The following is a 23,929-nucleotide window of genomic DNA, read 5'->3' as shown; positions in this document are numbered from 1 at the left end:
ATCTTAAGTTAAACAAAATCAAAAATCGGCGATCGCCAGATTTTCGCAGTTAGTTTATAGTAGTCTTATCCCCTATCTCATACAGACTGAATATGCCTAGTCTTAGCCTCAAGCCATCGCACAAGCCAATCAAAAATTACTATGAAGCGTTGGATCGCTACGCCAAGTTAGGTATAGTCCATGAAGGGGCGGTGTTATCGGCTTTTCAGCAATTGCTGGAGTCCTGTGGGCGACAGTTTGAATGGACTTTGGAACAGCAATTTGCAATTAAGCGATCGAACAAGCAGCCAATTCGCATCGATGGGGCGTTGGTAGATATTTATCATTTACCGCGTGCTTACTGGGAAGCGAAGGATAGTAAGGATGATCTGAAGAAGGAAGTTCAGAAAAAATTTGCGGTGGGCTATCCCAAAGACAATATTATTTTTCAGCAGCCCGATCGCGCCATTCTTTATCAAGATGGCAAGTTGGTGATGGATGTAGACATTACCAAGGATCAGGAATTGGTGGATGTGGTGCGCCAGTTTTTTGAATATCGTGCGCCTGCGATCGCGCAATGGGAAAAAGCTGCTGAGGAATTTGGCGATCGCGTAAAGGATCATGCAACGGCGCTACTTGAGTTAATCCGTACACAGGAGAAGACTAACAAAAAATTCATCGATGCGTTTGCGACATTTATGCAGCTTTGCCGTCAGTCGATTAATCCGAATCTATCGGAGTCTGCGGTTGAGGAGATGTTGATTCAACATTTATTGACGGAACGGATTTTTCGGAGTGTGTTCAATAATCCAGATTTTGCTCAACGGAATATTATTGCGGTTGAGATTGAGAAAGTGATCAATGCCTTGACTTCTAAGCATTTCAGCCGCGCTCATTTTTTGAGTAGTTTGGATCGGTTTTATGGGGCGATCGAGGAGACGGCGGCAACGATTGATGATTTTTCGCAAAAGCAAGATTTTTTGAATACAGTCTATGAGAAATTCTTTCAGGGCTTTTCGACGAAGGTGGCGGATACGCATGGGATTGTGTATACACCACAGCCGATTGTGAATTTTATGGTGAAGAGTGTGGAGGAGATTTTGCAACGGGAGTTTGGCAAGTCTCTGGTGGATAAGGGTGTGCATATTCTCGATCCGTTTGTCGGGACGGGAAATTTTATTATGCGGGTGATGCGCGAGATTGCGGATATCCAGAAGTCGGCTTTGCCTGATAAGTATGAGCATGAGTTGCATTGTAATGAGGTGATGTTGTTGCCCTATTACATTGCTTCGATGAATATTGAGCATGAGTATTTTGAGCAGACTGGGAAGTATGAGGCGTTTGAGGGGATTTGTTTGGTTGATACTTTTGAACTTGCTGAAGCAAAACAGTTAAGCTTGGCGCTTTTTTCTACGGAAAATACGAAGCGTGTTGAGAGACAAAAGGAATCACCGATTTTCGTAATTATTGGCAATCCTCCTTACAATGCCTATCAATCAAAAGATTTGAATAATCGCAATCGCAAATATCTAACAATGGATCAGCGTGTAAGTGAGACTTACAGTAAGGATTCTAAGGCGACCAATAAAAATGCTCTTTCCGATCCTTATGTTAAGGCAATACGTTGGGCTTCAGATCGTCTTAGGGATGAGGGGATAGTTGCTTTTGTAACGAATAGTAGCTTTTTAGACAAATTAGCTTTTGATGGAATGCGGAGGCATTTGCAAGATGATTTTACTCATGTTTATGTGTTTAATTTGCAGGGAGATATCCGCAAAGATTCCATGCGTGATGGTATTCCTTTGGGTGAGCAACATACAATCTTTGGATTAGGTGCAATGGTTGGAGTAGCAATAACTTTTCTGGTTAGAAAGAAAGATTCCACTGAGCATAAAATTTTCTATAAAGAAGTTGACTTTAGAGCTACAAGGAAAGAAAAATTTGAAATCATTGAAAGGCTCCATAAGCTAAATAAAGACGATTGGACGGAGCTACAACCAGATAATAAAAACAATTGGCTAACGGACGATTTACACGATGAATATCAGGATTTTTTACCACTTGGCACACAAGAAGCAAGATCGACTGATGGAATAGCAGCCTACGCAATGTTTAAGCTCTATAGTAATGGAGTGAAGACTGGTCGTGATAGTTGGGCATATAACTTTAATCAAGAAGATCTAGATAAAAATATCAGAAAAACAGTCGATTTTTATAATGATCATGTTTTCCGGTGGAAAAATCTTAAAGATGGGGAAAAAGCTAAATATAAAGAAATTAGCAACTTTACTGTTTTAGATGATTCAAAAATAAGCTGGAGTAGAGATTTAAGGCAAGATTTAGAACGTGAAAGATATTTGGAGTTCTCGGAGGATAAAATCCGAGAATCTTTATATCGCCCATTCACAAAATCAAAATTTTTCTTTGACAGAATTTTAAATGAAGAAGTTTACGGATTTGAGAGGTTATTTCCAACTATTGCAACTGAGAATGAGAATCAAGTTATTTGTGTCGTAAATGAAGCTCAAATACCTTTTTCTGCACAAATTGCAGCTTGTATTCCTTGCTTACATTATGGTGGCAGACAAACGCAATGTTTCCCATTTTATGCCTACGATAAAGAAGGAAATAATCGCCAAGAGAACATTACTGATTGGGCATTAGAGCAATTCAAAACTCATTATCAAGATCCCAAAATTACCAAATGGGACATTTTCCATTACACCTACGCCGTACTCCATCATCCCCACTATCGCCAACGTTACGCCGCTAACCTCAAACGCGAACTACCGCGCATCCCCTTCGCGCCAGAATTTAATCCTTTTGCCACAGCAGGAAAACGCCTCACCGAAATCCATATCAACTACGAACAACAACCCGAATATCGCCTCAAACATATCGAAAACAAAGACCTCCCGATAGATTGGCGAGTCGAAAAAATGCGCCTCAGCAAAGACAAAACCCAAATCAAATATAACGACTTCCTGACGCTGACAGGCATTCCCCCAGAAGTATTAGAATATCGCCTCGGCAACCGTTCCGCCCTAGATTGGATCGTCGATCAATACCAAATCAGCACCGATAAACGAAGCGGTATCACCAACGATCCCAACCGACTCGATGATGAAGAATACATCGTGCGCTTAATCAAACAAGTAATCACCGTCAGCTTAGAAACCGTTATAATTGTAAAAAGCTTGCCAGATTTAGGACTACCAAAGGATTAGAAGTATTGAACTAGAGGATCGGTAAGGTGAATTCCATTTGATTAACTTATTCTTCTTCTCCTCCACAAGCGATCGCATCTACCGAGCTAATACCAAAAGTTGTTATCGCTAAACCTGTTTAGGCAACAGTTCTAGCATTGTTTTTAGGTGGAGCTTTTTTTGTATGGGTTAATCAACTTCTCAACTTAAGCAAAAAAGGATTTGTCACTAATGCAGCGTTTAAGAGTCAAAATATGCCGCGAACATTGCGATTTTTGTTACTTGCGGCATTTATTATTCCTGTTTGGCTGGGCGCGACGCTGGTCTATTGAGGATTGGGCGGACAAGCCGAGCTTCCCAAGCTAATTGTGCTTGCATTTACAACAGGCACTTTGATGGTGGCGATTGCTGAATAAATTATTCCTGAAGCGCATCAAACTCAAGATACAAATTGGTCTATGTTGACAATTATCGGGAGTTTTGCGCTTGCAATATTGTTCTCATCTTATCTTGAATAGCTTGTAATTTACAAGTAGAGGAGCCAGATCATGACTGCACCTACCGATCGAGAAACGCTTTCGCATCTATCCTTAGAAGACCTACAAAAGCAACCGACTACTTCCAATGAGGGATTGAGCAAAAAAGAGGCACTGCAACGACAATCAAAAGGTGGCTATAACGAGTTACCCGAAACAACCGTCAGCCCAATAATGCAATTCCTATCGCACTTTTGGGGGCCGATCGCCTGGATGATTGAGGCGGCGGTGATTCTTTCGGCAATAGTTGGAGACTGGGTAAATTTTGGGATCATTTTGGTACTCCTAATCGGCAACGGAGTAGTGGGTTTTTGGGAAGAATTTCAAGCAGGGAATGCGATCGCAGGTTTTGCCAAACGCGGGTTTAGATCCCTGGGGGTTGCCCGGACTGAAGATGGTGATAACTGGCAATTTTTGGGCGTAATACCGCTATTCGATCCACCCCGCAGCGACTCCCAACTGATGATTCAGGCTGTGAAAAAGCTGGGAATTGACTTGAAAATGTTAACGGGAGATCAACAGGCGATCGCCCGTGAAACTGCTCATCAACTAGGATTAAAGGGAGATATCCTCGATGCCAGTTTGCTAGAAGCAGCCGCACCTCACGAAACTGGACAAGTTAGCGATGCGATCGAAGCCGCCGCCGGATTTGCTCAAGTCTTCCCGGAACCCAAATACCATATCGTCGATGTCTTGCAGCAACGCGGGCATCTCGTGGGCATGGCTGGCGAGGGCGTTAATGATGCCCCCGCCCTCAAAAAAGCTGATGCCGGAATTGCGGTTTCTGGAGCCACCGATGCTGCCCGTGCGGCTGCCGATATTGTTTTGCTTACACCTGGACTTTCTGTAATCGTAGAGGCGATTCAAGAAAGCCGCCGCATCTTTCAGCGGATGAACAACTACGCGATTTACCGGATTACTGAAACCATCCGGGTTTTGTTGTTTATGACCCTTTCTATTCTGGTTTACAACTTCTATCCCGTCACTGCCATGATGATTGTGCTGCTGGCATTGTTGAATGATGGTGCGATTATTTCCATTGCCTACGATAACACCCGTCCCGCCAATCGCCCCGAAACCTAGAATATGCCGATCGTCTTGGGACTGGCAACTGTTTTAGGGGTAACTGGATTAGTTAGTTCTTTTGGGATGTTGTATTTGGGAGAACGGTATTTTCACCTCGATCGGGATATTCTGCAAACGCTAATTTACCTGAAGCTGTCCATTGCTGGACATCTCACCATCTTCGTCACCCGCACTAAGGGGCCCTTTTGGTCGATCAAACCAGCGAAAATTTTGTTAGCAGCCGTCTTGGGAACTCAAATAATCGCCACCCTAATTGCTGTGTATGGCATCTTTATGACTCCTCTCGGATGGGGTTTGGCTGGCTTTGTCTGGATTTATGCGTTGATCTGGTTTTTGATTGCAGACTGGGTAAAACAACGTGCCTATGGCGTGTTTAATCACGATCGACCTGTCTATGTAACACGGGGTTTAAGACGGTTGAATCAATGGTTTTCTCATAAGCCTTTTTCCCACGCAACCCCGGATGACATCTCTAAACGATCGCCATCAAAGAAGAACAAACCATGAAACTGAAGAGGGGACTGGTTATGTGGCCAAAAAAGACACCTAGGATTACATTGTTACAGGAGCCAGCCTCAGTGTTTTTGACACTCCATCGGCCTGAAGGCACGAGGATTCTTGAAGAATTTCTACTTCAATTCCCCTGTTTCCAGGGTTCCCAGACTCCTCACGATTGCTCAATCGAGCGTGAGGATATATTCTGAGCGTTTAGGCGCGAACGCCCGGTTTCGCGGAGTCCCCGCGTACCAAATTCAAAGCCCGAAAGCGAATAGTTTTTGCAGCACCAATATCAGCGTGTTCGTGGTGTCCGCATTCCGTACAAATGAACTTTTCGCCATCTCGATTAGACTTGTCCGTGTTACCGCAATTCCGGCATTCTTGGCTGGAGTATTTGGGATTAACTTTAATTACGACCTTTCCTTGCTTTGCAGCGAGATACTCGATCTTTAAAATTAATTCACCCCAGCTTGCATCGGAAATAGAGCGGTTCAAGCCCTTCTTTCTTGACTGCCCATTTTTGAGAAATCTACCTGTTTTCTCGTCGGTTTTTACTCGACATCGGCGCATCATGCCGGAGATATTTAGATTCTCTAGAGCAATCGCGTCAACCCTACGGGAAACTATTATATTGGCAATTTTCCATTGGTAAGCTTGGCGCTTATTGCTAATCTTTTGGTGAAAAAGCCCTAGCTTTTTAGCGGCTTTTTTGCGGTTCTTACTGCCTTTCGCTTTTCGACTAACTCGTCTCTGCCTGATTTTCAGAGTGCGCTTAGCTTTTTTAGTAGTCGAAAACTTGGGGTTTTCAATTTGAGTTCCATCGGATAGATGAATTAATTTTGTAATCCCCATATCGCAGCCAATTACCTTGACGACATCTTTGAGAGGTTTTGTCGTATAGCTAGGGACAGACTTGTCCTGAATACGGATCGATACATACCAACCATTCTGTCGCTTTCTTACCGCACAAGCTTTAATCGTAAAGCCATCGGGGATTGGGCGCGAGTTGTAAAAACGCATCCAACCTAACTTCGGCAAGTATATTTTACTACATTGTGTTTTTACTCCCATCACAAAAGTAAAGGAAGTGAAGTTGCTGCGGTTCTTGAATTTAGGAAAGCCACGCCCGTCAAAAAAATTCTTATAGGCCGTATCTAGCCGTTTGACGTTCTGTTGTAAAACAGTTGAGTCTACCCCACTGAACCAGGGTCTGGCCGCCTTCAATTCCGGCAGCGCGGTGATTTGAATGTCACCTGGATTGCGTCGAGGGTTTTTGGATTTTCCATCTTTATCTACTTTGCCTGTTTTCCAAGGTTCGCCAGTTGCACCATTTTTGCTAACACAGGTGGTCAACGGACAAGCTTCACCCTGCGTTCTGATATCGCAATAGTTGCCTTGAACAAATTGCTGGCTGTATTGAGTAATTCTGTCGTTAAGACACCAATTGTAATGGCTTCGCAACATATCTACCCAATTAGACATTTTTGATTCTTGCGTTTGATTCGGACGCAACTTGTACACATAGTTTGCCAGCAAGTCTAACTCCTTTTTTTTGAGTTGCTATTAGTATATAGCAAAATATTTGCGTGTTTTTTCTTTTTATATTTCTTAAAAAAGATGGGTCAAGCTTTATACTTCCGTTTGCAAATTCGTCCTGTAAGGACGGGGTTTTAGACCCATTCTTTCTGATAAAAACGGCCAACTCTTTCTCCAACAACGAGTAATTCGCTCTCTCTAGTCTTTAAATGCGATCGCGCTCTCTTAGTCTGCGAAGGCAGACTTTGTTTATTTAGTAGCTGTTTCAACCGCCGAACTTGTGCTTGTGCAGTAGCGGTTTCAACCGCCGAATAATCTGAAAATAAAAAACCCTCCCCAACAAAGAGAAGGGAGGGCAAAAAAAAGAGTTAGAAATTAAAGTTTTTGGAAAATTAACAATAAGGAGTTACATCCACGCCGCACTCGTCAGCCAAATAACACAAAGCCCGAAAGCGAATCCCAACAACTTGCTCGTAAAGTGGATTTAACTTACACATTGGGGGAATGGAAAATAAAGTGCGATCGCCAAACTTGACTTCCCGCTCAAACGGACACTGCGACGGAATATATTTACACAAAAATCGAGCAAATTTTTGACTCTTAATTTCCGTGTTCTCGATCCACTCTTTCAGCGGATGTAACAAATCAAAGCGCGGCTTTTTACTATAAGGCTGAGAAATTGTAGCGAAAGTAACAGTAATTTCTTCTTTGCGATGCCATACCCAAATTGGCAGAATTCTCTGGGGTAATTTTTGCTCAAATACGTTCATATTGCTCTTCTCCTCTTTTAGAACGAGGTGCCAAGAACTCTTTGTAGAGCTTGTACTGGATTTTGTCTACAATAAGTACCTACAGCAGCTCGTTTTGCTTTACCGGATGAAAGTTCTTGAATTAATGACTAGAACCGAGACAAGTAGTTCCTGAGTTTTTAGAGACAGTGTGCGATCGCCAAAATGTCCTCACTGCCAGCTCAAGCATTTACCTATGGGGTAAAAACTCTGCCTGATACGTTCTAACTTCAACCTTTGGTTAACTCTCCTAGTGCAGTTCTTCGATCATTGTGACGCATTAAGGTGAATTATTCTATAGGTGAAAATGCGGAATTTCAAATCAAAGTTATAATAGTTTCAAATAAGCTCGACTGCAAAAAACCTGAAAGCTAGTGCCAAGTGTCGCTTCGCGCGATCGGCAAAAAACTCCTACAATTATAAATAATCGGTTTCACCGCCCTCACAACCCATGAGCAACCCAGAAAGCAAAAGCATCACCCGCGAATTGCAAAGCCACGCCGCCATTCTCGGCGGCTTCGTCTCCCTCCTCTGGATTATCGAAATTGTCGATGTATTCCTATTCCGAGGCGCGCTGAATGCCTACGGAGTCCGCCCCCGCAGCATCCAAGGACTTGAAGGCATCATATTCATGCCTTTTTTGCACGGCAGTTTTGCTCACTTAGCAGCTAATACCCTCCCGTTTGTGACATTTGGTTGGTTAATCATGCTGCGAGAAACTAGGGACTTTTTCATCGTGAGTGCCATCACTATCCTAGTCAGCGGATTCGGCGTTTGGCTGACAGGCGCGCCCAATTCCGTCCACATTGGTGCCAGCGGATTAATCTTTGGTTACTTCGGCTTTCTGCTGCTGCGGGGCTATTTTGAACGCAGCTTTACCTCTATTTTGGTATCTTTAATTGTAGGTTTCTTCTACGGCAGTTTAATTTGGGGAGTTTTGCCTTCGCAGCCGGGAGTTTCCTGGCAAGCACATTTCTTTGGCTTTGTCGGCGGGATATTAGCCGCTCAACTTTTGGGGCGGCAGAAACGGCAAATTAACTAGAATAAGACTGAGGGTGCATCGTATCATCACCTTGGTTTCTTGCTCATAAATTATCGGAAAGCGCAGGTTTTTTGGCAAGAAACCCGATTTATTTGGTAATACAACTTATGAAAAATAGGGCTAAATATAGATTGTACGTGAGCATCTGTAGAGACACGCCATTGCAGTCTCGGGCTCCAAGAGCAGCGACTTTTAATAATTGGTATACTATTTGATAATTGTAGCCAAACTTTTTTTAATTGGTATAACAAGTGCGTCCCGGATAGCAAGACTAACTGCTGACCAATAATTCAACTTTGGCCGGCAAGCATACGGTGAAAATAGATCCGCAATTTAACTGGCTTTGAACTTGCATATCGCCGCCCATCATCAAGCAAAAATGACGGCTAATAGTCAATCCCAAACCTGTGCCGCCGTACTTGCGCGTAGTTGAAGCGTCGCCCTGCATAAAAGCTTGAAATAAATGCTGCATTTGTTCGGCCGGAATCCCAATGCCGGTATCAGCAACGCGAAAAATTATTAAGTCGGAAGGTTCTGCTATTTCTTGAGTTGTTAAGCTGTCATGTTTAACTCTTTCAACGGATAGGGTAATAGTGCCACCTTCCGTAAATTTGGCTGCATTGCTCAGCAGGTTGAGCAATATTTGACGAGTTTTGGTAAGGTCAGCATACATCATTCCCAACTCGCTAGCACAATTAACTTTAAACTGATTATTATTTTTATCTACCAATGGTTCGACTGTAGAAACTACCTCCTCAATTAAAGTAACTGGGTTGAAAGTTTCTAGGTAAAGTTCCATGCGCCCTGCTTCAATCTTAGAAATATCTAAAATATCGCTAATTAAAGACAGCAAGTGTTTGCCGGCAGTTTGAATTTTTTGCAAGTCTGGGATAATATCTTCGTGGCCTAAATCTTCAGCATCTTCTTTGAGCATATCGCTGTAACCGATAATTGCGTTGAGGGGAGTACGCAATTCGTGGCTCATATTGGCTAAAAAAGCGCTTTTGGCTTGGCTTGCAGCTTGAGCGGTTTGAGCGACTTTTTGGAATTCTTCTGCTAATTTGCGCTGGGTAATGTCTTCTGCAATGCCGACGATGCGGTAAATTTCTCCGGTTTCGTTGCGGACTGGAAAAGCCCGATCGCGCACCCAGCAAACTGAACCGTCAGATCGCACTACCCGATACTCCTCATCATAATCGCCCCGCAGGTGTTTCTCAAAAGCAGCCTTGACGCGATCGCGATCCTCCGGGTGAATAGCATTCAAAAAAGCCTCCGGTTCTGACAGCAAACTCTGATAGCTCAAATGCCATATTTTCTGGCAAGCTGGACTCACATAAATTATTTGCTGTTGAATTGGTTCTCTAATCCAAAATACCTCATGAATATTTTCTGCCAACTGGCGAAACCGCTCCTCACTAGCCCGCAACTGCTCCATCGCAGTGTGAAACTCCGTAACATCTTGAACTAGCGATGCCACTCCGATGATACAGCCGTCAGCATCAACCAAAGTAGTATTGTACCATTCACAAAGAATAATTTGGCCGTCCTTTCTAATATTCTGGTTAATGCTACTAACTCCTCCTTGATTAGTGAGCAAAGTAATAGATAGTTGCCTGACATACTCCTTAGCATTTTCAGGAACTATGAGATCGACTCCGTGGCGTCCCATTGCTTCCAAGCGATTGTATCCAAAAATTCTTTCCGCTGACAGATTCCAGTCGGCTACTTCAAAATTGAGATTCCATTCGATCGCCCCCAAAGGAGTTTGATAAAGATGGAGAGCGAGTTTTTGCTGAGATTGTTTCAGAGAGCCAATTAATTTAATTTTATCTGCGATCGCAGCTTCCACCCGTTCTTCGAGAGTAGCAAACGACTCTTCCAATTGACCGGCCATCGTATTAAAAGAGCGAGCCAGGACACCCACCTCATCCTCCCGCTCTACAGACACCATCAAGCGGGGATCTACCGCCATCGAGTCCCATTCTCCTCGCGACAGAGCCTCCGCAGCCTTGCTCAGACGCTGAATCGGGATCACAATCCACCTCGAAGTCAGAAACCCTAGAACCGTCGCCACCACCAAAGCACCGAAACACAGCCACACTGTGTAGCGAGTGTTGGCGTTAATTTCTTCCATAAAATCGGCTTCGGGAACCGCCAGCACAATCAACCAGTCGAGGCCCCTGCTGTCTGAGAAGGGTGTCACCTGTAGAAAGTGGCGTTTTCCGCCGATCGCAAAATCTAGCTGGTAAGTGCCGTCAATCTTGCTCAAATCCCCGAAGCGCTGTGTCAAATAGCGGGCTGTCGATCGAATTAGAACATTTTGGCTGCTCGTTGCAGCAATCCGTTTCGCAACGCCATTGCTCACAATAAATGGCGGTTCTGGAGTAGAATTTGCCACCAATTGTCCAGACCTTTCTATAATAAAAGTTTTGCCAGACTTACCAATTTTTAGAGTTTCCAAGAATTGATTGATTTGGGAAAGTAGCAAATCCGCACCCACAACTCCAATCAATTCTCCTCGGTTGCCGTAAACTGGTTGTGCAGCCGTAATCGCCAGTTTTGGAGTATCAAAATAACTATAAATTTTACTCCAGGTTGGTTGACCAGTCCGCACCGGAGCCGTGTACCAAGGTCGGAGGCGGGGGTCGTAGTTAGGAATAGTCTTTAATACCTCGGTTGCTTCCCCGAACTCCGACGGCGCGTAGCTGTAAAAGTTATAGCCAGTAGATTGATTAGAAATCCGAACTTGCAACTTGCCGTTGTCGAGGCGTTCAACTCCCGTAAAAGTTTTTTGTTCGGAGCCGAATTGAATGTAGCTAATTTTATCAAAGATTTTGATTTGCTTGGAGAAGTAATTGCGTAAACTAGCGGAATCCTGCACGTTCAAAATGCCTAGACTGATGGCATTGAGATTGAGTTGATTGATTTGGTGCGGCGTTTCGATATAACTATGAATGTGTTGCTCGATGCGCGATGTGACTTCCGCCCGCAGTTGGGCGGCAACATCGTTGACGGCCCTGCGCCCGTTGCGTAACGACAGCCACCCCGTCAGCCCTACCGCAGCGAAAGTCTGGAGGGCAAAAGGCACGACAAGGACGATGCGAATTGGCACTTTACCCGACATTTTGAAAATCCGGTCTGTCAGAGATCTGATTGGCATGATCGAGCAGAAATATTATGAATCCACAACATTTAAGTAAGGTACAACCTGATGAGCGCAGATTTTGAACGTTGAGATTGTTTGAGCAGGCAAAGTGCTGTTAAGAACTCGGAATCTGCCGCTGGTTATTGAATTTTTAACGGCTGCCACCGCCATCTTAACGCGATCGCGAGCTTTGGGAGGGCGATCGAGATGAGTCTTCGACACATTCTGGGACGATCGTACTCTGGGAGATTTGAGATTTGAGACATCGGCGCACGATCGCCCTGACGATTTAAGATTGAGACAGACTTTTGTTAGCTCCTTGGCGAAAAACCGGGTTTGACCATCGACTATACTCCATCTAGACCTTTAATCCCCATCGAAACCAGATTTCTGCACTATTAATACGTCCAGCACCGAAGCGTGTTTCTTGTTTAGTCCTCCGTGCGTAAGTCCTAAGTGTTTGAGCGTTGCTGCAACCAAGTATGTTCGTAAACGTGGTTTCATGGAACGGTTTCTGTATATTTCTCGATTTGTATTCCTCCAACAGTAAAATCCTCTCCTCCTGATCTTCTTCTCTCCCTCTCTCCGTCAAAAATCACAGACAATTCCAGATGGCGGCAGCTTATTTTCACAACCAGCTACTTTTGATAGAGCGCAACTAAACTCCGGTTGGGTACAATTAGGATAGTAGGATGCAGCTAGCGGAGGCATGGATGATGAACGCAGTTATGGCTAATTTTGGTACTGTTCTCGGACTGAGTTCAATTTTGATCGGTTTCACCCCGGCGGTTTTCGCCCAACAAAGAATGCAATCAGAGTCCCAAAATTCGGAAACGACTTTATCGGGGGATTCTCTGAGGACTGTGGAGGACAGAACAGTGGACTCGGACTACCAAAACTTGATTGGTGAATCACAAACGGGGGCTAATTCTGCTAGGAGGGAGCGCAGCTTGGCTGATACATTTCGCCTCAAAGTTGGCCCGGAATTGGAATTTATTACTACTCCTTCCGACGCCCGACGCCAAGGAAATCCCTTACCTATTAAACCGAGCGACAGCGGCACAGAAGCGGGAGTTCAGCTTCAGCTAGGACTGTAGCCATTTTAAGTGAATTGATGTCAAGCGATCGATCGCCCGATCCTATTTTTTTAGGCTGGGATATCTTGTGACTGCGATCGCCTTTTTTTATGAGTTTTATCACAAGTTCCGTGCGCTTTCCATCACACCACATCACCCCTTATCAACAGAAAATTAGGACTATTAAACTTCAAATTCAGTCAAATCGGATACATATCTTTACAAAATCGCATAAAACAGGCGGTGAAGGTGATGGGAAAGGCTCAACTAATCGATTATTTGCGGGGAGAATTGGCGCTATCGAATTCTGCGATCGCCGTTGCTCTCAGACACGGCGAAGAAGATGCCAGCCAACTGCCGATGGTTTTGTGGCAGTACGGGTTAGTGACGCTGAAACAGTTAGATTTGATCTTTGATTGGCTGCAAGCTCAATCGGCTTAGCAATTTAAAATGCAAAGTTTAAAAACAGGGATATTGAATTGCTGATTTTTGAGAAATAAAGCTTGCACAAACGGGCGTAGAAAAGTATGGGGTTAAGTGTTGAGGGTCTAGTTGATTTTTTCCTTTGGAACACAAATATGCGGTAGGGACACAGCAATGCTGCGTCCCTATTTTCTGAATTTTCCGATAAAACAAACCCCAGCAACTTTTTGGTTGCCGGGGCTTATCTGATTAAATTTGGTGGCGGGAAGTGGATTTGAACCACTGACCTTCGGGTTATGAGCCCGACGAGCTACCAGACTGCTCTATCCCGCGTCGCTTTGTCTACTCTCTATTCTCAAAAATCAAACCCTGAAACTTCAACAATTACAGGGTTTGTTTCAAGTTGGTGGCGGGAAGTGGATTTGAACCACTGACCTTCGGGTTATGAGCCCGACGAGCTACCAGGCTGCTCTATCCCGCGTCGCTTTGTCTACTCTCTAATATAAACATACCTTCCGAAAAATTGCAACCCCTAAATCAAAAAAAAAATTGAGATTGTGGGAGGGGTTGCTGAAATCGGCTCAGAGTATCGAAGAGGGAGAGGGGGAGAGGGGGAGAGAGGGGGAGGATTTTTGGTCGGTTATTTAGATCTACAATTTGAATGCAGAACAACTTAGAGCATCGAAACTTCCCCGACTACCTCCAAGCGCTTAAAATCGCTGAGAGTCAGGTAAGTGTCCGAAAGAGTTTCGGCTTGAGTCGGAGTAATCCACCCCAACTGCTTGAGCAAGTGAATTGCCACAGCAAATTTAGCGCGCTTGCCACCATCGGCGATTTTAATGGCCAAGCCCATACCTTCACCAACGCGGCCAATGCACTGCACCCCTTCTGCGCCGGACTTGCTGACCAATTCTCCTTGAGTCAAGCGCATCAGTTCCGTGTCAAATCTTCCCTCACCGGCAACCATCATCGGGTGGTGAGTCATAGCGCGGACAATCCGCTCCATGTCCACATTGTCGCCGGAGGCTAACTTAGCGTACAAAGATGCCATTTGTCCCAACTGCAACAAATAGGTAGGAGCGCCGCAGTCGTCGCGAGCGCTGATAAACTCTTCGGCAGGCATGGCCAGCAAGTCAGCCACCTTGCCCAAAATAAGTTGCTGGACGGGATGTTTGCGGCTCAAGTAAGTATTCAGCGGCCAGTGCATTTGCTGACAGACAGCCAGCATTCCGGCGTGTTTACCGGAACAGTTGTATTGGAGGGGGCTTTTTTTGCCTTCAGGAATGGGGCATTGAAGTTTAGATGGGTCTATGTCGCAGCGCCACAGGACGTTAAACACCTGTCGCGATTGCTCGATCGTACCTTGATGAGAACTGCAAATAATCGCTAAATCTCGATCGGTCAATTCGTAGCGTTCCAAAGTCCCGCTCGCCGTCACAGCCAAAGCTTGAAACGGTTTGAGAGAAGAACGGACAAATGTCGCCGTTTCCGAGTTACCCGCAACGGACAGAACGCGCCCGCGTTTGTCACAGACAGCGGCTTGGGCGCGATGCCTAGATTCCACAATACCTTCGCGCAGCAGTGTGACTTCCAGTTCGGGAGCTTGGGTTCGTTTTCCCCTTGTCATATCAATTTTAGATTTTAGATTTTAGATTTTAGATTTGGTGGAGGAAGTTGTAAGCGGGCGGCGACAAAAGCACACCGCCCGGACAACTCAAAACTTCCCTGTCACGATTCCCGATTACAAACAATTCCAAATTATTCCCCCGGCAACCAGCAATACAGTCAAACCATAAAATGTCTGCCGCAAACGCCTGAGAATTGGTTCTAGTTCGTAGTTGACTATCAACTGGTCTTGAGCTAAAATCTCCGGTGTTTTAGGCCAAGATTGACAATCGTACCAGCCTGACTCTTCGTAGACGACGGTGGGATTTACAAGGCGCGATCGCACGTAGAACCAACCCAAGTAAAGTCGCAGCAAAGCCAATCCTAGAATAAAACTGGCACCGGCTGCCGCGCACAGGGCAAACTGAACTGGATACTTGAAGGGAGCAAAGCTAGAAGCAGCTATCGGCCCGGATACCAAGCAACTCCAACCCCAAACCCAAGCTAGTTTTGCCAAATACTCAGGCCAATCGAGAGTTACCCAGCTAAAAAAACCAGATTCTGTAAGTTCTTGGTATTCATTAACCGGGCGCTGTTCTTGCGGAACAGGACAAATAGAAACAGAAGCGTTTTTCACATTAGCATTCCTCTGCGGTGGAAAAATCAATCCGTTCGGCGTGTCCCCAAAACGCTTCTAAATTGTAAAACTCGCGCTCTTGGGGTTTCAAGATGTGGATAATCGCGTCGCCGTAGTCCATGACTACCCAACTTGCGTCTGATAGCCCTTGTGTACGTAGTGGCAACCGTCCCCATTCTTCTTCTACTTGGTCGGCGATGGCTTGGGAGATGGCTCGTACTTGGACGTTGGAAAATCCGGTGACGATCGCAAAGTAGTCTGCCAGATAGCATACTTCTGACACTTTGAGCAATACAATATCAACGGCTTTGCGGTCATCGGCAGCTTGGGCAGCGGTCACGATCAGGCCGCGCGTTTCGTCTGAGGTGGCGCTGTCTGTTTCTGTAGACTGAGTTCTGGAATATTCGAGTTGGGTTAGATCTGACATTAAGTGTTTAAGTTCCTAATTGAGACAGTAAAGGAAAATCGGTTGTTGGCGGTTTGAGATTGGAAATAGGAGTTAGGTGGAAGTCAGAAGTAAGTAAAGGATTGTTGGTAAATTTTACTTTTAACTGGTGATTTGTTCGATCGACTTCCCTGTGGAATTTCCTGTTTCCGGCGATTGGCGAGCCATTTGCAGCGCCCAATTGCGCGTAAGTACGGTGCGCGGGTGAATGTAGCAGCGAGTTTCTAGCAAATATTTCAGAGAATAATCGCTAGTTTGCCACACGCCTGCATAAAGATTTTGCCAGCTTGCCTCGCGCAGTGCTGCTAGTTGGGGGGTGTTGCCGCGGCTAGGCTCTATAGAGTCTGCTACAAATACGGCACAACTGAGCTGGCTCATGCTTGGTCTGCCGAGGGTGTGATTGGCAATTGCGTCCAAAATTTCTCGATCGACCACTCCGAATTCGTCTCTAGCGACGATCGCGCTGGCGTCTGCGTGCAGCAAATGCGGGTGTGCTTCCAACACTGAGTCTAACTCTAAACCTTCCTTCTGAGCCATTTGCAGCAGCAGTTGGGGTTTGAAGTATTTTGCTGCGTCGTGCAACAAACCGGCCGATCGAGCTTTTGCTTCGTCGAGGCCGTAATGTCTGGCCAAGTCACCTGCTGTCTGTTCGACTCCGAGGATGTGTGTGATGCGGGCAGCAGGAACGCGCTGTGAGAGCCAAGCTAGGACGTTTTCGCGCGTAGGTGCAAGTGTCAAATATTAACTCCCAAATTGTAGGATCTACTATTTTAGCGTTTTGTTTTAATGGACTGCGGCGTCGGGTAGCAGCGGTGTTGGGATATTTGGGGTGATTGGGCGAAGGGGGCGAAGTGGGCGATCCAAAGATGTGTTAAAGTAAGTGGCTGTAACGACAAATTGTAGTTACAATATCTAGTGACAATCAAGGTATGGAATTTGAGTGGGATGAGACTAAACGTCTTACCAACCTTAGCAAACATGGAATTGACTTTATCGACGTTCCATTAGTTTTTGATGGAGAAATCGTAACAGTTGAGGATGAACGATTCAGTTATGGAGAGCAAAGGTTTGTGACTTTTGGTTTGTTGCAAGGGCGAGTAGTCGCTATCGTCCATACAGAACGAGAGGAATGTACCCGCATTATTTCTGCTAGAAAAGCAACTAAATATGAACAACGAATTTACTTCGAGCAAATCTCAAACTGACTGGCAACGCCTAGATGCCATGACTGATGAAGATATTGATTTCTCTGATTGCCCTGAAATTACGCCTGAAATGTTTGCTAAAGCCATAGTTCAGCGAGGCTTGCCCAACCCTAAGACTAAAGCTCAAGTTACCTTACGCATTGACAGTGATGTTTTGGAGTGGTTTAAATCTCAAGGTCGTGGTTATCAAACCCAGATCAACAGCTTACTGAGAGAATACATGAAAGCCCATCAATAATGGACTTGATATTATTTCTAATTATTTCATTTGTTTTACTTTTAGTTAGTGCCATCAAAGGTTATTTTGTACTTTATCCGTTGCTAGCTTCTATGGCAATTTTTATTGCCATTTTGTTGAGAAGGGGATTTCAGATAAACAGCTTAATCAAAATGGCTGTGGCTGGCAGTCAAAAGTCTTTTTCAGTAATCGGTATTTTACTGTTAATCGGGGCAGTCATGGCCGTATGGATGGCTGCGGGGACGGTTCCGGTTCTCGTATATTGGGGAATTAAATTAATTAGCCCTCAATATTTTATTTTTTGGGCGTTTATCTTAACTAGCACGGTTTCTGTGCTGCTGGGGACTTCCTTTGGTACTGCGAGCACGATCGGCATTGCTTTAACGATCGCAGCCAAGGGCAGCGGTGTAAATCCCAATACGATCGCGGGGGCAATAATTGCCGGAGCTTATTTTGGCGATCGGTGTTCTCCCATGTCTTCTAGCGCTAATTTGATTGCCGCCATTACCCGCACAGACATTTATAAGAACCTCAAAAATATGGCGGTAACAGCTTTTTATCCGCTGATAGTTTCCAGCATCTTGTATTTAATCTTATCCTTAGCAAATCCCGTAGAAGTTGCTGGCAATAACCTGGCTTTTGAACTTGGCAAAGCCTTCAATCTCAACTGGATAACTTGGTTGCCAGCCTTGACAATTTTAATTCTTTGTGTTTTGCGAGTTGAGGTCAAAATTGCCATGACTGTTAGTCTAATTGCCGGAAGTGCGATCGCCATTTTCGTGCAAGATTATTCGCCGCTGGACATTCTGCAATTCGCGATCGCCGGATTCAAGTTAGAATCAACTTCAAGTTTAAAAGATATTGTGGCGGGAGGAGGGATTTTGTCGATGCTCAAAGTTTCAATAATTGTAATTGTATCGACAGCATTTGCCGGTCTTTTTGCAGGAACAAAAACGCTAGAATTTATTGAATTGTATCTAAACAAAGCTCGAACGAGAGGCGATTTATTTTGTGGAACGACAATCATAGGAATTTTATCGGCTGCATTTGGCTGCACCCAAACAATCGCCATCCTTCTGACTCATCAGTTAGTTGAGGAAAAATACCGAAAAGAAGGATTAGATAATTATCAACTTGCTGTAGACTTAGAAAACACCGCTGTTGTGATTTCTCCCTTAATTCCTTGGAATATTGCCGGATTAGTGCCTGCAACTATCTTGAGCGTCAATGCAGATTTTATCCCTTATGCCTTTTATTTGTATCTCATTCCGTTGTTTAACTTAATTCAAATTAAATTGGCTAAACCTCATAAAAATTCGCCCTACTAATAAATGAATAATAGAGTATCAATCGGTTATGTTTTGGCAGTAGGAGCAACTGCTATTTGGGCCGGTAACTTTATCGTTGCTAGAGCTTTGAATCAGGATGTTTTGCCGATTGGTCTAGCTTTCTGGCGATGGACTATTGCTGTGGCTACATTAGCACCATTCACCGTGCGGGCAGCAGTTGCAGATTGGAAATTGATTCAAAAATCTCTCCCTTACTTGACTGTATCGGCCCTGTTAGGCGTGACTACTTTTAACACTTTGATCTATGTGGCCGGTCACACAACCCTGGCGGTGAATATGGCGTTAATTGCCAGTTGTTCCCCGGTTTTTATTGTACTTATGTCTCGTCTTTTTTATGGAGAAACTATCTCGTTAACGCGCGCTGCCGGCATTGCGATCGCCGTCAGCGGTGTTGTATTGTTAATCGCGGGAGGCTCGTTAGAGAGGCTGCTGAGTATTTCCTTTGGGATCGGCGATTTGTATATGCTATTGGCATCTATCATCTTTGCTGGCTACACTATGCTGGTGAAGCGCAAGCCACCAAACCTGCGGATGACAACTTTCACTTTATGCACTTTTAGCTTGGGGCTGTTGTTTTTATCGCCCTTCTATGCACTGGAATGTTGGATTTATCACCCTGTGGCGTTCAATCCTTCGATCGCCCTGGCGTTACTTTATGTGGGGGTTCTGTCGTCCGTGGTGGCGTTTCTGGCGTGGAATCAGGCGATCGCCCTGATTGGCCCGAACCGCACAGCCTTAATCTATTACCTGATTCCAGTGTTTAGCGGTATTGCTGCGTGGCTGTTTCTCGGTGAAGCGATTTCGTTGGTGCATATTTTTAGTGCATTGGCGATCGTCTGTGGCATTATTATTACTAATCGCACTAAATCAAGCCTTGTCGGAATCAGGAACATACCGAAAAATTGAATTATATTATATCAGATAACATGACTATCATCAACTTCGTAGTGAGGACTTCTGTTTTTTCCTCAGCCTTTTAGTCGATCGCGACTAAAGTCGTTACTACAAAAGAGCGCTACCTATTGCACTAATCCAATTATCTGATTACTTTGGCAGCGGTGCCAAGACTTTCTCAGCATGACTCGCCGCCACCGCCGCAAATAAAGCCTCATAATGATTCAAAGCTTCCTCAAATCCGTAATTCTCAACAGCATAATTTCTACCTTGTTCCCCCAACGCATTCACCCGATCGGGATTTAAGAACAAATCCTCCACAGCATCAGCCAAAGCCTCCGCATCTTCCGGCGCTATTACAACCCCGCCACCGCTTTGCTGGACTGCTTTGTGCGCCGTACCAGTTTCGGGAACCGACGCCAAAATTGCCCTACCGCTAGCGAGAATTACTTGAATTTTTGAAGGCATATTAAAGTTAGTAACGCGCAGCTTTTGTACGACTAAACTCACATCAGCAGCAGCTAACAGTTCCGGCAATTTTTCTCGCGGTTCAAAGGGTAGCAACATTACATTCGTAGCTTTATAAGTTTCGCAATCTTTTTGCAAGCGCGCTAGTGCTGTTGATTCTCCGACAATTACAAAAGCAATTTCAACTATGTGTTTCAAACGGGCTGCTGCTTTGACCACTGTTTGCAATCCCTGAGTCAGGGCAATATTTCCAGCATACAGAACGACAAATTTGCCCTTGAGTTTGTGGGTTTCTCGAAAGGGGTTATTTTCTTTGGGTAAGGGGCGAATGAAATTGACATCAACCCAATTGGGAAGGCAAACTATTTTTTCTGGGGGTACTCCCTGAGAGTGCAATTTTTTGATAAAACCGCTGTCGATGACGCTGACTTGGCTGGCTGTGCTGTAGGCAAATTTTTCTAAGGCGTCAGCAATCTTAATTAGCAGTCCGTTTTTTTTCACCAAGCCGACGCGCACGGCTGCTTCTGAGACTATATCCTGTACGTTGAGGACGATCGGGCAAGCGCGACTCCAGCCGTAGAGGGCAACAGGGACGCAAATCGGTAAAGGGGGCATTGTCGAGAAAATTACGTCGGGACGCCAGCCGCTGAAGGCTTGGACGGCGCTGGAGAGGACAAAACTGCCGTCTAGTAAAAGTCTGTCTAGGAGGCTGGGATGGGGGCCGTTGACGCGCAGGTAGCTGCGCTGAATTGTGACGCCTTTGTGTTCTTCGGTGAGGTAAAATTTGCCCTGATATTGCGGATAAATCCGGCGCTGGGGATAGTTGGGCATTCCCGTGATGACTCGCACTTGGTGGCCGCGCTTGACTAAGCCTTGCGCTAGTTCTGTCATCAGGGGGGCAATGCCGATCGGCTCTGGATAGTAGTTATAGGAATAAATTAGAATACGCATAATATTTATTTGGCAGCAAATTGTCCTGCCGCGACGCGAGTCTACACCCGGTGAGTTGCAGAGGATGTGGTTGGGTTCCGGGTAGCACAACAGGGGGCGGTGCTGGAACCTTCCACTTTTTGCAAAAGAAGCCGCTCTGGATCGGGCGGGCCGCAAGCGCTTTCAGGTAAGGTTTTTTCGCATTACCAAGCAGTTGCGGCGATCGTCGGTACGGATATACCGAAGATCGTCTGTGAGCTTGTACATGAACACAAGTCCCCTTTCTCCTTCTCTGTCTAAGGGATCGCGCTGCTCTTGCATGATCGAGTGCAGCTTTGCTTCCAGGTTGAATGGTTGACCCCTGTCCCAAATCCTAATTTCTAAGTAATCGGCAAACACTTTTACCTCAATGTCGATCGGCGTCGCGGAGGGCAAGTTCTGGTGAGCGTGGCGGACAGCATTTGTAAAGCCTTCGTTGACGATCAGCCTGCACTGCCACCAGAAATCCGCCGGCAGCAGCGGCAAAACTATATTCTCCAACCATTCCAAAATGGATGTTAAAGCCTCCAAGTCTGTTTCAACTTGAAGGTGCGACTCGGCCTTTGGTTGCTCGTTTTTCATTTTTTTTCCCCTTTGTCGGTCCCCACCAGCACTATACTCAGCACCGGAAAGAGAGGAAAATGAGGGCTCTGTCTTGGCAACATATTAGTTAAGTCAAGCTTGAGTTGAAGAAGCTCGTTTTGCCTCAAGGTGAGCATTCCTTTCGCACCATTTACTCGCACAGAAAATGAGAGACTTCCGATACTGTAACCCGCCTCAATAGGGCGTTTAAATTAGGAAAATTCCCGATTCAGCTTGCGACGAGTGGTTTGAGTTTCCACCGTGTTAGCAGTCGGTACTTTTGTGACGATCCTACTCTGAATCAAAGATTACAGTGTAGGCATCTGAGTCCTGTTAAGGATATCGAGATCTTCCTTCGAGATACTCCAAAATGTTTCTCTCGCTCGGCGTTTTATAGTGAGGAACACGTCGGGCCCCACTGTTTTTGCAGTATATCAAAGATTGTTTGTTCAGGCTGTGAAGGTTTTCCCGTCCTACGGCTTCGGCGGGCTGCGCCAACGGCATCGGTCAACCTTCCATCCCACACATAAACCGGGCTTTCATCCCACCCACCTATCAAAGATTAGGTCGTGGGGATTCCCGCGCCCGCTAGCTAAACATAGGTTAGTTTTTGTCGTCATTGAAAACCCTGGTGGCGTAATTCGAGCCTGACCAGAACTGCCAAATTGCTAATTCGTAGTTCGATCGCCTATTTAGCAACTAGCTGCCCATTTTTTCGGTGTGAATTTTAACACTTAATAGTAACTTAGCGATCGCTACCGAGTCTGCTTAACTAAATATCGAGTTCTAGTTCCAGCAGCCCCTCGGCAACAGCACCCGAGAGTTCAGCAATGAGTTGTTGAGGACTCCTACACAGCACCGCTATTTTTGTTAAACAGGACTGTTATAGTTTTAACAATTAGTTTCAAGTCATAGATCAGGCTCCAGTTTTCTTGATATTTTAAATCTAAACGGATGACATCTTCAAAATCGCGGACTTGAGAGCGACCGTTGACTTGCCATTCGCCAGTCATCCCGGGCTTGACATCCAAACGCTGCCACTGAGGGACTTCGTAGCGATCTACTTCGTCTGGAGTAGGCGGTCTGGTGCCGACTAGACTCATTTCGCCTTTGAGCACGTTCCAAAACTGCGGCAGTTCGTCGAGACTGGTTTTGCGTAAGATTCGCCCGACTTTGGTAATCCGGGGGTCGTTGTCATTTTTGAAAAATGCGCCAGAAGCTTGGTTTGTAATTTGGTCTTTCATAGCTTCGGCGTTGGTACACATCGATCGAAATTTCCAAATCTGAAATTTTCTCCCCATCCAGCCGCAGCGGGTTTGTGCAAAAAATATCGGGCCTGGATCGTTGATGGTGATGGCTGCGGCTATGGGTACGAACAAAATTGCTGTAATCACCAAGCCGACTATGGCCCCAAGAATGTCTATCAGCCGTTTCACCAACGATTGCACTGAGGGGTGCGTCATCGGTAGGTGGTTGTCCGGGGAGTTGGTTTCTGCCGGAGTTGAGGTGGCAGGGGTCTGCTCGATCGTGAGCACTTGATCTAAACTGGTGAGAGCGAATACTGCCATCACCTGCGGCTTCAGGCTGCGAAGCACCAAGTCGCTGCCGCGCTGTTTGGCAAATTTGAGATTGCTGACTAAAGCACCAATTCCGCTACTGTCAATAAACGTCGTGTGAGTGAAGTCTAGGACAATTTTGCTGGGAGCGGTGCTTTCAGAGAAAAGTTCCTGGCAGGTTTTTTTGAAGTTTACGGCTTCAAGTACGCTCAAGCGCACGGGTATGTGAACCGAGGGAATCTCGTCGAAGTACGTAACCCGAAAATCTTCTGCCTCTGGGGTTGTGCTGACCATGAAGTCCTAGTTTCAAATTTCAAACTGATATCTTTAACCTATTCTGTCTTACCCGCTCCACCTTTACCAAATATTGTTTTTACCGGGCTAGCTTTATCGCAACTTTACAAAAATGCCAGAAAAGCTTGTTGCCGATCGTCCCGATATCGAAGGCCGAGGTAAACTCTAGTCTACCAGTCCCTGTTTGGGCGGAAAAATAATTTTGAACGCAGCCGCCGCCCAACTTTCACCTTTGATATCAGATACGTTCCATTGACCGCAATATGTAGTGCGGACGACCGTCCGCCCTCAGCCGGAGGACTTGCATTGGACACGGGCGATCCGTTTTTGTTCTACTAATCCACCGGACATGATATGAATCAAGATTTTTAT

21 protein-coding genes and 2 tRNA genes are annotated in these 23,929 nt (G+C 45.4%); 10 read left to right on the top strand and 13 right to left on the bottom strand.

Going from position 1 to position 23,929, the window contains the following annotated elements:
• Positions 1-92: 92 nt before the first annotated feature.
• The 3 genes from QUA01_RS05505 to QUA01_RS05495 all read left to right on the top strand — a co-directional run bounded on the left by QUA01_RS05505 (position 93) and on the right by QUA01_RS05495 (position 5,314).
• Positions 93-3,206 (top strand): type ISP restriction/modification enzyme, encoded by a 3,114-nt coding sequence (locus QUA01_RS05505; RefSeq protein WP_333087347.1) that lies wholly within the window; start codon positions 93-95, stop codon positions 3,204-3,206.
• Between the two features lie 527 nt (positions 3,207-3,733).
• A complete protein-coding gene (locus tag QUA01_RS05500; RefSeq protein ID WP_333087345.1) occupies positions 3,734-4,804 on the top strand; it encodes an HAD-IC family P-type ATPase in 1,071 nt (356 codons plus the stop codon).
• 3 nt (positions 4,805-4,807) lie between these two features.
• Entirely contained in the window at positions 4,808-5,314 is a 507-nt protein-coding gene (locus QUA01_RS05495) for a hypothetical protein (RefSeq protein ID WP_333087344.1), read from the top strand.
• Between the two features lie 201 nt (positions 5,315-5,515).
• Here the strand turns inward: QUA01_RS05495 and QUA01_RS05490 are convergent, their stop codons facing one another.
• Positions 5,516-6,826 carry an RNA-guided endonuclease InsQ/TnpB family protein gene (locus QUA01_RS05490; RefSeq protein ID WP_333087493.1) on the bottom strand — a complete coding sequence of 437 codons (1,311 nt, stop codon included), beginning with the start codon at positions 6,824-6,826 and terminating at the stop codon, positions 5,516-5,518.
• Positions 6,827-7,233: 407 nt separating this feature from the next.
• Positions 7,234-7,611 carry a Mo-dependent nitrogenase C-terminal domain-containing protein gene (locus tag QUA01_RS05485; protein ID WP_333087342.1) on the bottom strand — a complete coding sequence of 126 codons (378 nt, stop codon included), beginning with the start codon at positions 7,609-7,611 and terminating at the stop codon, positions 7,234-7,236.
• A gap of 469 nt (positions 7,612-8,080) precedes the next feature.
• Here QUA01_RS05485 and QUA01_RS05480 point away from each other — a divergent pair, with 469 nt between their 5' ends.
• Positions 8,081-8,671 (top strand): rhomboid family intramembrane serine protease, encoded by a 591-nt coding sequence (locus tag QUA01_RS05480; RefSeq protein ID WP_333087341.1) that lies wholly within the window; start codon positions 8,081-8,083, stop codon positions 8,669-8,671.
• Positions 8,672-8,942: 271 nt separating this feature from the next.
• Here QUA01_RS05480 and QUA01_RS05475 read toward each other — a convergent pair whose 3' ends face one another.
• Positions 8,943-11,831 carry a PAS domain S-box protein gene (locus QUA01_RS05475; protein WP_333087340.1) on the bottom strand — a complete coding sequence of 963 codons (2,889 nt, stop codon included), beginning with the start codon at positions 11,829-11,831 and terminating at the stop codon, positions 8,943-8,945.
• Between the two features lie 15 nt (positions 11,832-11,846).
• Complete coding sequence (locus QUA01_RS05470) at positions 11,847-12,038, bottom strand: hypothetical protein (RefSeq protein ID WP_333087339.1); 192 nt, start codon at positions 12,036-12,038, stop codon at positions 11,847-11,849.
• 491 nt (positions 12,039-12,529) lie between these two features.
• On the opposite strand from QUA01_RS05470, the gene QUA01_RS05465 reads away from it, so the two are divergent.
• Positions 12,530-12,913: a hypothetical protein gene (locus QUA01_RS05465; RefSeq protein ID WP_333087337.1), complete on the top strand. Its 384-nt coding sequence runs from the start codon at positions 12,530-12,532 to the stop codon at positions 12,911-12,913.
• A 231-nt stretch (positions 12,914-13,144) separates the two neighbouring features.
• The gene (locus QUA01_RS05460; protein WP_194011192.1) at positions 13,145-13,333 is read left to right on the top strand and encodes a DUF2949 domain-containing protein; all 189 of its coding nucleotides are present in this window, start codon (positions 13,145-13,147) and stop codon (positions 13,331-13,333) included.
• Positions 13,334-13,571: 238 nt separating this feature from the next.
• Here QUA01_RS05460 and QUA01_RS05455 read toward each other — a convergent pair.
• The 6 genes from QUA01_RS05455 to yqeK form a co-directional block, all read right to left on the bottom strand.
• Positions 13,572-13,648, bottom strand: a tRNA-Met gene (locus tag QUA01_RS05455).
• 71 nt (positions 13,649-13,719) lie between these two features.
• Positions 13,720-13,796 (bottom strand) — tRNA-Met (locus tag QUA01_RS05450).
• Between the two features lie 192 nt (positions 13,797-13,988).
• The gene (locus QUA01_RS05445; RefSeq protein ID WP_194009381.1) at positions 13,989-14,942 is read right to left on the bottom strand and encodes an asparaginase; all 954 of its coding nucleotides are present in this window, start codon (positions 14,940-14,942) and stop codon (positions 13,989-13,991) included.
• A 114-nt stretch (positions 14,943-15,056) separates the two neighbouring features.
• Positions 15,057-15,557 carry a CGLD27 family protein gene (locus QUA01_RS05440; protein ID WP_333087336.1) on the bottom strand — a complete coding sequence of 167 codons (501 nt, stop codon included), beginning with the start codon at positions 15,555-15,557 and terminating at the stop codon, positions 15,057-15,059.
• Position 15,558: 1 nt separating this feature from the next.
• Positions 15,559-15,984: a ribosome silencing factor gene (gene rsfS, locus QUA01_RS05435; RefSeq protein ID WP_194009379.1), complete on the bottom strand. Its 426-nt coding sequence runs from the start codon at positions 15,982-15,984 to the stop codon at positions 15,559-15,561.
• Between the two features lie 120 nt (positions 15,985-16,104).
• The gene (gene yqeK, locus QUA01_RS05430; protein ID WP_333087334.1) at positions 16,105-16,740 is read right to left on the bottom strand and encodes a bis(5'-nucleosyl)-tetraphosphatase (symmetrical) YqeK; all 636 of its coding nucleotides are present in this window, start codon (positions 16,738-16,740) and stop codon (positions 16,105-16,107) included.
• A gap of 191 nt (positions 16,741-16,931) precedes the next feature.
• On the opposite strand from yqeK, the gene QUA01_RS05425 reads away from it, so the two are divergent.
• The 4 genes from QUA01_RS05425 to QUA01_RS05410 are packed head-to-tail and all read left to right on the top strand — an operon-like array spanning position 16,932 to position 19,700.
• Positions 16,932-17,207, top strand: a complete 276-nt coding sequence (locus QUA01_RS05425; protein WP_265239648.1) for a BrnT family toxin — start codon at positions 16,932-16,934, stop codon at positions 17,205-17,207.
• Between the two features lie 19 nt (positions 17,208-17,226).
• Complete coding sequence (locus QUA01_RS05420) at positions 17,227-17,445, top strand: BrnA antitoxin family protein (RefSeq protein WP_333087333.1); 219 nt, start codon at positions 17,227-17,229, stop codon at positions 17,443-17,445.
• Complete coding sequence (locus QUA01_RS05415; protein WP_333087331.1) at positions 17,445-18,773, top strand: Na+/H+ antiporter NhaC family protein; 1,329 nt, start codon at positions 17,445-17,447, stop codon at positions 18,771-18,773. The genes QUA01_RS05420 and QUA01_RS05415 overlap by 1 nt, the downstream gene beginning before the upstream one ends.
• Positions 18,774-18,776: 3 nt before the next feature.
• Positions 18,777-19,700, top strand: coding sequence for a DMT family transporter (locus QUA01_RS05410; RefSeq protein WP_333087330.1), 924 nt, complete (start codon positions 18,777-18,779; stop codon positions 19,698-19,700).
• A 138-nt stretch (positions 19,701-19,838) separates the two neighbouring features.
• Here the strand turns inward: QUA01_RS05410 and QUA01_RS05405 are convergent, their stop codons facing one another.
• The 3 genes from QUA01_RS05405 to QUA01_RS05395 form a co-directional block, all read right to left on the bottom strand.
• Positions 19,839-21,107 carry a WcaI family glycosyltransferase gene (locus QUA01_RS05405; RefSeq protein ID WP_333087329.1) on the bottom strand — a complete coding sequence of 423 codons (1,269 nt, stop codon included), beginning with the start codon at positions 21,105-21,107 and terminating at the stop codon, positions 19,839-19,841.
• Between the two features lie 162 nt (positions 21,108-21,269).
• Positions 21,270-21,707, bottom strand: coding sequence for an ATP-binding protein (locus tag QUA01_RS05400; RefSeq protein ID WP_194065949.1), 438 nt, complete (start codon positions 21,705-21,707; stop codon positions 21,270-21,272).
• Positions 21,708-22,555: 848 nt separating this feature from the next.
• The gene (locus QUA01_RS05395) at positions 22,556-23,557 is read right to left on the bottom strand and encodes an anti-sigma factor antagonist (protein WP_333087328.1); all 1,002 of its coding nucleotides are present in this window, start codon (positions 23,555-23,557) and stop codon (positions 22,556-22,558) included.
• Between the last annotated feature and the right edge of the window lie 372 nt (positions 23,558-23,929).

The organism is Microcoleus sp. S36a_B3 (assembly GCF_036700745.1).
Taxonomy (GTDB): domain Bacteria; phylum Cyanobacteriota; class Cyanobacteriia; order Cyanobacteriales; family Microcoleaceae; genus Microcoleus.
Note: the sequence above shows the minus strand (reverse complement) of the source record. Positions and strands in the feature narration are given on the sequence as shown.